At 39.9% G+C, this 7,993-nt stretch carries 4 protein-coding genes; 3 read left to right on the top strand and 1 reads right to left on the bottom strand.

Annotated elements, in window-relative coordinates; genetic code table 11:
- The first annotated feature begins 55 nt into the window (after positions 1 to 55).
- Positions 56 to 1,045: a response regulator gene (locus ACN4EE_RS03560; protein ID WP_431705020.1), complete on the top strand. Its 990-nt coding sequence runs from the start codon at positions 56 to 58 to the stop codon at positions 1,043 to 1,045.
- 53 nt (positions 1,046 to 1,098) lie between these two features.
- On the opposite strand, the gene ACN4EE_RS03555 is transcribed toward ACN4EE_RS03560, so the two are convergent.
- On the bottom strand, positions 1,099 to 2,844 hold the full coding sequence (locus ACN4EE_RS03555; RefSeq protein ID WP_431705019.1) for a diflavin flavoprotein: 1,746 nt from the start codon (positions 2,842 to 2,844) through the stop codon (positions 1,099 to 1,101).
- A 413-nt stretch (positions 2,845 to 3,257) separates the two neighbouring features.
- On the opposite strand from ACN4EE_RS03555, the gene psaA reads away from it, so the two are divergent.
- Positions 3,258 to 5,510, top strand: a complete 2,253-nt coding sequence (gene psaA, locus ACN4EE_RS03550) for a photosystem I core protein PsaA (protein ID WP_431705018.1) — start codon at positions 3,258 to 3,260, stop codon at positions 5,508 to 5,510.
- Between the two features lie 260 nt (positions 5,511 to 5,770).
- A complete protein-coding gene (psaB, locus tag ACN4EE_RS03545) occupies positions 5,771 to 7,984 on the top strand; it encodes a photosystem I core protein PsaB (protein ID WP_431705017.1) in 2,214 nt (737 codons plus the stop codon).
- Positions 7,985 to 7,993 lie beyond the last annotated feature (9 nt).

Below are 7,993 nucleotides of genomic sequence, written 5' to 3'. Positions count from 1 at the left end.
GTTTAAATATTAACCTTTCTATTATCCTCATTTTTGGTATATTGGCAAAATTGGGATGCTCCCATTAATGGGAGGAAAAATTAAGGTGGAAAGTGAAGTTAACCAAGGCACAATGTTTTCTTTTACTCTTAATTATATTCCCGTTTGTTCTTTAACTAAATCTAAAATTTTATCCCATCAAAAAATAGTGAGTTTAGGAAAAAATACTCCTGTTTATCGCATTTTAATTGTAGATGATAATGAGGATAATCGTTTACTTTTATCTAAATTATTAAAACCTTTAGGTTTTGCGATTCAAGAAGCGGTTAATGGTAAAGAAGCTGTGGAAATTACCAAAGTTTGGCATCCTGATTTGATTTGGATGGATATAGGCATGGTAGAAATGGATGGTTATGAAGCGACTAAGTTAATTCGAGAATATAGTCAAAAAATTTCTTATTGTCCTGTGATAATAGCATTAACTGCCCATGCTTTTATGGAACAAAAAGAGGATATTTTAAAAGCAGGATGTGATGATATTGTCAGTAAACCTTTCCTTACCAGTATCATTTTTGATAAATTGCAACAATTTTTAAATCTTGAATATGTTTATGAGTCAACATCCCAAAATCCTGTGTTAGACGAGAAAACTTTAACAGCAACAACATCTGATGAAATGATGTCACCTCAACAACTAAAACCATTAAAAATTTTAGTGGCGGAAGATAATCGAGTTAATCAAAAGTTAATTTTAAATTTCCTCAAAAAACTTGGTTATTCTGCGGATATGGTGACAAATGGGCTAGAAGTTTTAAGTTCGATCGAACTCCAGTCCTATGATATTATTTTCATGGATGTAGAAATGCCCGAAATGGACGGATTAACCGCTACAAAAAAAATTCACGAAATATTACCTCCTGATAAGCTACCCGTAATTATTGCCATGACGGCGCACGATGACGAAGAAAATAAACAAACATTTCGAGAAGCGGGAATGATAGATTTTCTACCTAAACCCATAAAATTACCTACTTTACAGTCTATTTTAAATAAAATTGTTTCCTAGTAGTTAAAAAATGAAGCATTTACAGGCAAGATGCCTGTTTTACGGGATTTTTTTTAATAATGAGTACCAGATTTGCGATGATGTACCGCCGTTAAGCCAGTATCTGACAACAGTTTACCATTTTTGGCGATCGAATATAACACCCAATGATCACCACATTCAAGACGTTTGTTGACTTCACATTCAACATAAGCTAAAGCTGAAGATAAAATCGGGCATCCATTTTCAGCAGATTCCCATTCAATGTTAGCAAAACGATCTTCCCCTGGGGCAAAGGGTTTCAAAAATTGTTTCATTAAGTCGATGTGTTTGCCTTCTTCTAAAATATTTAAGACAAATTTACTACCGATAGGCAACAAAGATTCGATCGCCCTCTCCTTCGCCACTGCAATAGTTAAACCGGGAGGGTTAAAGGTTGCTTGAGATACCCAAGAAGCCACCATTGCGCCTTTTAATTCTTCTGTTTGAGTGGTGACAATACATAGAGAACCTACGAGACGACCTAAAGCCTGTTCGGTGCGTGCGCTTAAGGAATTATCGGCAGATTCTTTAGGTTTTAGGGCTTTTTTACGCTTTTTCAAGGCTTGGGCAAAATCTGTACCCGCTTCTTCACAGGTTTTTAAGATAGCTTCCGTTGGCTTAAATTTGACTCGAATTGTCTCGAATCCGAAGCGATAACCTCCATCTTTGAATTTTGATTCTAACAGATCGATCGCCTCTCCGCTCCAACCATAAGAACCAAAAACCCCCGTTAATTTATTGGTATCAGCATTGGCTAAAGCAATTCCTAAGGCACTTTGAATTTGAGTGGGAGCGTGTCCTCCCAATGTAGGAGAACCGAAAATAAATCCATCACATTCTTGAATAGCGGTTTTAATCTCGTCACTGGAGGCAAATTCGGCGTTAATGGATTCTACCCTTACCCCTGCTTTAGTTATACCTCTGGCGATGGCATTGGCTAAAACGGCAGTGTTACCGTAGGCGGAGGCGTAAATTAGGGCAACGTTTAAGGTTTGATTTTGTTGAGTCTCTAACCATTGACGATACAACCCTGTTAATTCTGTTAAACCATATCTTACCAAAGGACCGTGAGATGTGGCGTAAATGTGGGGATTTTTGGGAGAGATTTTTTCTAAGGCTTTTATGACTTGAGTGGCATAGGGTGCAATAACACAATCAAAATAGTATCGTCTATCTTCTTGATAAATTTTCCAGCCTTCATCTAATATTTGATCACCGCAAACGTGAGCAGAAAATAACTTATCAGTATAGAATATTTGGGAGGCTCGATCGAAGGTTAAAAGCTGATCAGGATAACGGGGATTAGGAGTAGTAATAAACTCTAAAATATGATTTTTTCCTAAGTCTAATTCATAATCATTTTTAACCGATATAATATTTAATGATTTTTCTGCAATGGTTTCTGGATAGGTATTTTCAAAAATAGTTTGTAAAGATTTAGCTCCCGTATTAGAAGTGATAAAAGTAATATTTGGGGCTTTTTCTACTAATTTATTTATGGTGTTTGATCGATTTGGATTAACATGACCTAAAATAACATAATCAATCGAATTTAAAGGTATTCTTTGATTTAAAGCCGAAAGAAAAATGTCCGTAAAAGATTCCCCAGGTGGATCAATTAAAGCGATTTTATCCCCTTCAATAACAAAAGAATTAGCCGTAGTACCACGACTTAAACCATATTCTACCTCGAATTTTAATCGATCCCATGTGCGAGAACGAAAAACCCTTGTATCTAAACCAATACTACCGATTTGAACATCTTTAGCCTTACTCATATTTATTCCCCTATATCTATATTTTAGGACTTACACACCAATAATGATATTCTGTCATTCCGAGCGAAAGCGAAGGAATCTCAATTCCTTGATTTTTGCTACAAGTGCGTAACTTCCATATTTATCCTTAGTCTAACTTATCAAAATTTGCGTCAGATTTAATTTTCGATCGACAGCACCGAGTATAGAAATTTATGTAGTTTATAGATTTTAAAATAGTATTCATTAATGAATATAAATAAACGTAACAAAATTTTGATGAAAATGAGAAAATCTTAACTTAAAACGTTGCTGATGAGAGAATATTAAGCAAATTTTAAATATTGTTAAGCAAATCCCACAAGTGAGTCAAAATACCATTATCATCTTGGTTAATGTAGTAGTTAAAGTATTTTGTCGAGAGAGGATACCTCATGACAGTAAGCCCTCAAAAAGAGGCGAAAGCTAAAGTTATTGTAGATAAGAATCCCGTTCCTACCTCCTTTGAAAAATGGGGTAAGCCCGGACACTTCGATCGGACTTTAGCTAGAGGACCCAAAACCACAACTTGGATTTGGAATCTTCACGCCGATGCCCACGATTTCGATAGTCAAACCAGTGATTTAGAAGATATTTCTCGTAAAATCTTCAGTGCTCACTTCGGTCATTTAGCAGTAGTATTTGTTTGGTTGAGTGGAATGTACTTCCACGGAGCTAAGTTTTCCAACTACTCCGCATGGTTAGCAGACCCCTTAAACATTAAACCAAGCGCCCAAGTTGTTTGGCCCATCGTTGGTCAAGACATCCTTAACGCCGATGTAGGCGGTGGTTTCCACGGTATTCAAATCACATCCGGTTTCTTCCAATTATGGAGAGCCTCTGGAATCACCAATGAGTTTCAGCTTTACTGTACCGCCATCGGTGGCTTAGTAATGGCTGGATTAATGCTCTTTGCTGGTTGGTTTCACTATCATAAAGCCGCTCCTAAGTTGGAATGGTTCCAAAATGTGGAATCCATGATGAACCACCATTTAGCAGGTTTACTCGGTTTAGGCTCTTTAGGATGGGCAGGACACCAAATCCATGTATCTTTACCTATTAATAAGTTATTAGATGCTGGTGTCGCTCCTGCGGATATTCCTTTACCCCATGAGTTTATTCTCGAACCTTCTAAAATGGCTGAGTTATATCCCAGCTTTGCTCAAGGTTTAACACCATTCTTTACCTTAAATTGGGGTGCATACTCCGATTTCTTAACCTTCAAAGGTGGTTTAAATCCTGTAACTGGTGGCTTATGGCTCTCTGATACCGCTCACCATCACTTGGCGATCGCAGTATTATTCATCATCGCAGGTCATATGTACCGCACCAACTGGGGAATCGGTCACAGCATGAAAGAAATCCTAGAAGGTCATAAAGGACCCTTCACTGGAGAAGGTCATAAAGGACTCTATGAAATCTTAACCACATCATGGCACGCACAATTAGCCATTAACCTCGCTTTATTAGGTTCTTTGACTATTATTGTTGCTCAACATATGTATTCCATGCCTCCTTATCCCTACTTGGCAACTGACTATGGTACTCAGTTATCATTGTTCACACACCATATGTGGATCGGTGCATTCTTGATTGTTGGTGCAGGAGCTCACGCTTCTATCTTCATGGTTCGTGACTACGATCCTGCTAAGAACGTTAATAACCTCTTAGACAGAGTACTTCGTCACCGTGACGCAATTATTTCTCACCTCAACTGGGTATGTATCTGGTTAGGCTTCCACAGCTTCGGGTTGTACATTCACAATGACACCATGAGAGCTTTAGGTCGTCCTCAAGATATGTTCTCTGACTCTGCAATCCAATTACAGCCTATCTTTGCTCAATGGATTCAAGGTCTTCACACCGCAGCAGCAGGTGCAACCGCTCCTTGGGCAGGTGCAACCGCTAGTTATGCTTTCGGTGGAGATGTTGTAGCGGTAGGCGGTAAAGTAGCAATGATGCCTATTACTTTAGGTACTGCTGATTTCATGGTTCACCATATCCATGCTTTCACCATTCACGTTACTGTATTAATCCTTCTCAAAGGTGTACTTTATGCTCGTAGCTCTCGCTTAGTCCCCGACAAAGCTGAGTTAGGCTTCCGCTTCCCTTGTGATGGACCCGGTCGTGGTGGTACTTGTCAAGTATCTGGATGGGATCATGTCTTCTTAGGTTTATTCTGGATGTATAACTCCATCTCTGTGGTAATCTTCCACTTTAGTTGGAAAATGCAATCCGATGTTTGGGGTACAGTTTTACCTGATGGTACTGTTTCTCACATCACTGGTGGTAATTTTGCCCAAAGTGCAATTACTATCAACGGCTGGTTAAGAGACTTCTTATGGGCGCAAGCCGCTAACGTAATTAACTCTTACGGTTCAGCTTTATCTGCTTATGGCATCATGTTCTTAGCCGGTCACTTTATCTTCGCTTTTAGCTTAATGTTCCTTTTCAGTGGACGTGGTTACTGGCAAGAATTAATTGAGTCCATTGTTTGGGCGCATAACAAACTCAAATTAGCCCCCGCCATCCAACCTCGCGCTTTGAGCATCGTTCAAGGTCGTGCAGTAGGTGTAGCTCACTATCTCTTAGGTGGTATCGTGACTACATGGGCATTCTTCCTCTGTCGAATGCTGTCGGTAGGCTAGAAATGTAAACTTTCACTAACAAGTGGGAGCTAATTCGGCAAAATAAGTTATAAAATAACCAATAAAGCCGTTTTCACAAAAACGAAGAGTTGATAGAACAGTTTAAATACTTGACTATTAACTTCTTAAAAAACAACTTTAAATCACTTGCCCAAGGAGCAAATATTAGTTTCTTTGGGCAAGAGCAAAAAAACAAAATAGAGCAGCGTTTTTGAATCGTTGACCCTCATTGTGTAACAGGAGAATTCCTTTAAAAAGCTATGGCAACTAAATTTCCTAAATTTAGCCAAGATTTAGCCCAAGATCCAACTACACGCCGCATCTGGTACGGAATTGCAACCGCTCATGACTTTGAAACTCATGACGGAATGACTGAGGAGAATCTCTACCAAAAGATTTTTGCTTCTCACTTTGGTCATTTAGCAATCATCTTCCTATGGACTTCCGGAACAGTATTCCATGTAGCTTGGCAAGGCAATTTTGAGCAGTGGATCAAAGATCCTTTAAACGTCCGTCCCATCGCCCATGCAATTTGGGATCCCCATTTCGGTCAAGGTGCGATCGATGCTTTCACCCAAGCAGGAGCTTCTAGTCCTGTTAACGTAGCCTACTCTGGTGTTTACCACTGGTTCTACACCATCGGGATGACCAATAATCAAGATTTATACTCTGGCGCAGTTTTCCTTTTAATTCTGTCTGCTTTATTCTTGTTTGCTGGTTGGTTACACTTACAACCTAAGTTCCGTCCTAGCCTTTCTTGGTTCAAGAATGCTGAATCTCGTTTAAATCACCATTTAGGCGGTTTATTCGGTGTTAGTTCTTTGGCATGGGCTGGTCACTTAGTACACGTTGCTATTCCTGAATCTCGTGGTGTTCACGTTGGTTGGGATAACTTCTTAAGTGTTAAACCTCACCCCGCTGGATTAGCTCCTTTCTTTACTGGTAACTGGGGAGTTTATGCTGAAAACCCTGATACAGCTAGTCAAGTTTTCGGAACTTCCGATGGTGCAGGAACTGCAATCTTAACCTTCTTAGGTGGTTTCCATCCTCAAACCGAATCTTTATGGTTGACTGACATTGCTCATCACCACTTGGCGATCGCTGTTATCTTCATTATTGCTGGTCATATGTACCGCACTAACTGGGGAATCGGTCACAGTATTAAAGAAATTTTGAATAATCACAGACCTCCTTCTGGTAAGTTGGGTGCAGGACACAAAGGACTTTATGACACCGTTAATAACTCTTTACACTTCCAGTTAGGTTTAGCCCTAGCTTGTTTAGGGGTTGTTACCTCCTTGGTGGCTCAACATATGTACTCTTTACCTTCCTATGTGTTCATTGCTAAAGACTATACCACCCAAGCTGCTCTTTACACTCATCACCAGTACATCGCTGGTTTCTTGATGGTAGGTGCTTTTGCTCACGGTGCTATCTTCTTCGTGCGTGATTACGATCCTGAAGCGAACAAAGATAACGTTTTAGCTCGTATGCTCGAACATAAGGAAGCGATTATTTCTCACTTAAGCTGGGTATCTTTATTCTTAGGTTTCCACACCCTCGGACTCTATGTTCACAATGACGTTGTGGTTGCTTTCGGTACTCCTGAGAAACAAATCTTAATTGAACCTGTGTTTGCTCAATGGATTCAAGCGGCTCATGGTAAAGCTCTCTACGGTTTTGATACTTTATTATCTAATCCTGATAGTATTGCCGCTACCGCTTATCCTAACTACGGTAATGTTTGGTTGCCCGGTTGGTTAGATGCTATTAACAGTGGTACTAACTCCTTATTCCTCACCATTGGACCTGGAGACTTCTTAGTACACCATGCCATCGCACTAGGTTTACACACCACCACTTTAATTCTTGTTAAAGGTGCGTTAGATGCTCGTGGTTCTAAATTAATGCCCGACAAAAAAGACTTCGGTTTCTCCTTCCCTTGTGATGGACCCGGTCGTGGCGGTACTTGTGACATCTCTGCTTGGGATGCTTTCTACCTCGCTATGTTCTGGATGCTCAACACTTTAGGTTGGTTAACCTTCTACTGGCATTGGAAACACCTCGGTATCTGGACTGGTAACGTTGCTCAGTTCAACGAAAACTCCACCTATTTAATGGGTTGGTTCAGAGATTATTTATGGGCAAACTCTGCTCAGTTAATCAATGGTTATAATCCTTACGGTGTAAATAACCTCTCTGTCTGGGCTTGGATGTTCTTATTCGGACACCTTGTTTGGGCAACCGGTTTCATGTTCTTAATTTCTTGGCGTGGATACTGGCAAGAGTTAATCGAAACCATCGTTTGGGCTCACGAGCGCACTCCTTTAGCGAACTTAGTTCGTTGGAAAGATAAGCCCGTTGCTCTTTCGATCGTTCAAGCTCGTTTAGTTGGTTTAGCTCACTTCACTGTAGGCTATATCTTAACTTACGCAGCGTTCTTAATTGCTTCTACTGCTGGTAAGTTCGGTTGATAACGGATT

It is taken from the genome of Geminocystis sp. CENA526 (assembly GCF_050753365.1).
Classification (GTDB): Bacteria; Cyanobacteriota; Cyanobacteriia; order Cyanobacteriales; family Cyanobacteriaceae; genus Geminocystis.
This window is presented reverse-complemented; position numbering and strand designations above follow the sequence as displayed.

Bases quoted from the DNA above. Each gene is read 5' to 3' on its own strand.
- psaA (WP_431705018.1), top strand. From the start codon at position 3,258: ATGACAGTAAGCCCTCAAAAAGAGGCGAAAGCTAAAGTTATTGTAGAT.
- psaB (WP_431705017.1), top strand. From the start codon at position 5,771: ATGGCAACTAAATTTCCTAAATTTAGCCAAGATTTAGCCCAAGATCCA.
- ACN4EE_RS03555 (WP_431705019.1), bottom strand. From the start codon at position 2,844: ATGAGTAAGGCTAAAGATGTTCAAATCGGTAGTATTGGTTTAGATACA.
- ACN4EE_RS03560 (WP_431705020.1), top strand. From the start codon at position 56: ATGCTCCCATTAATGGGAGGAAAAATTAAGGTGGAAAGTGAAGTTAAC.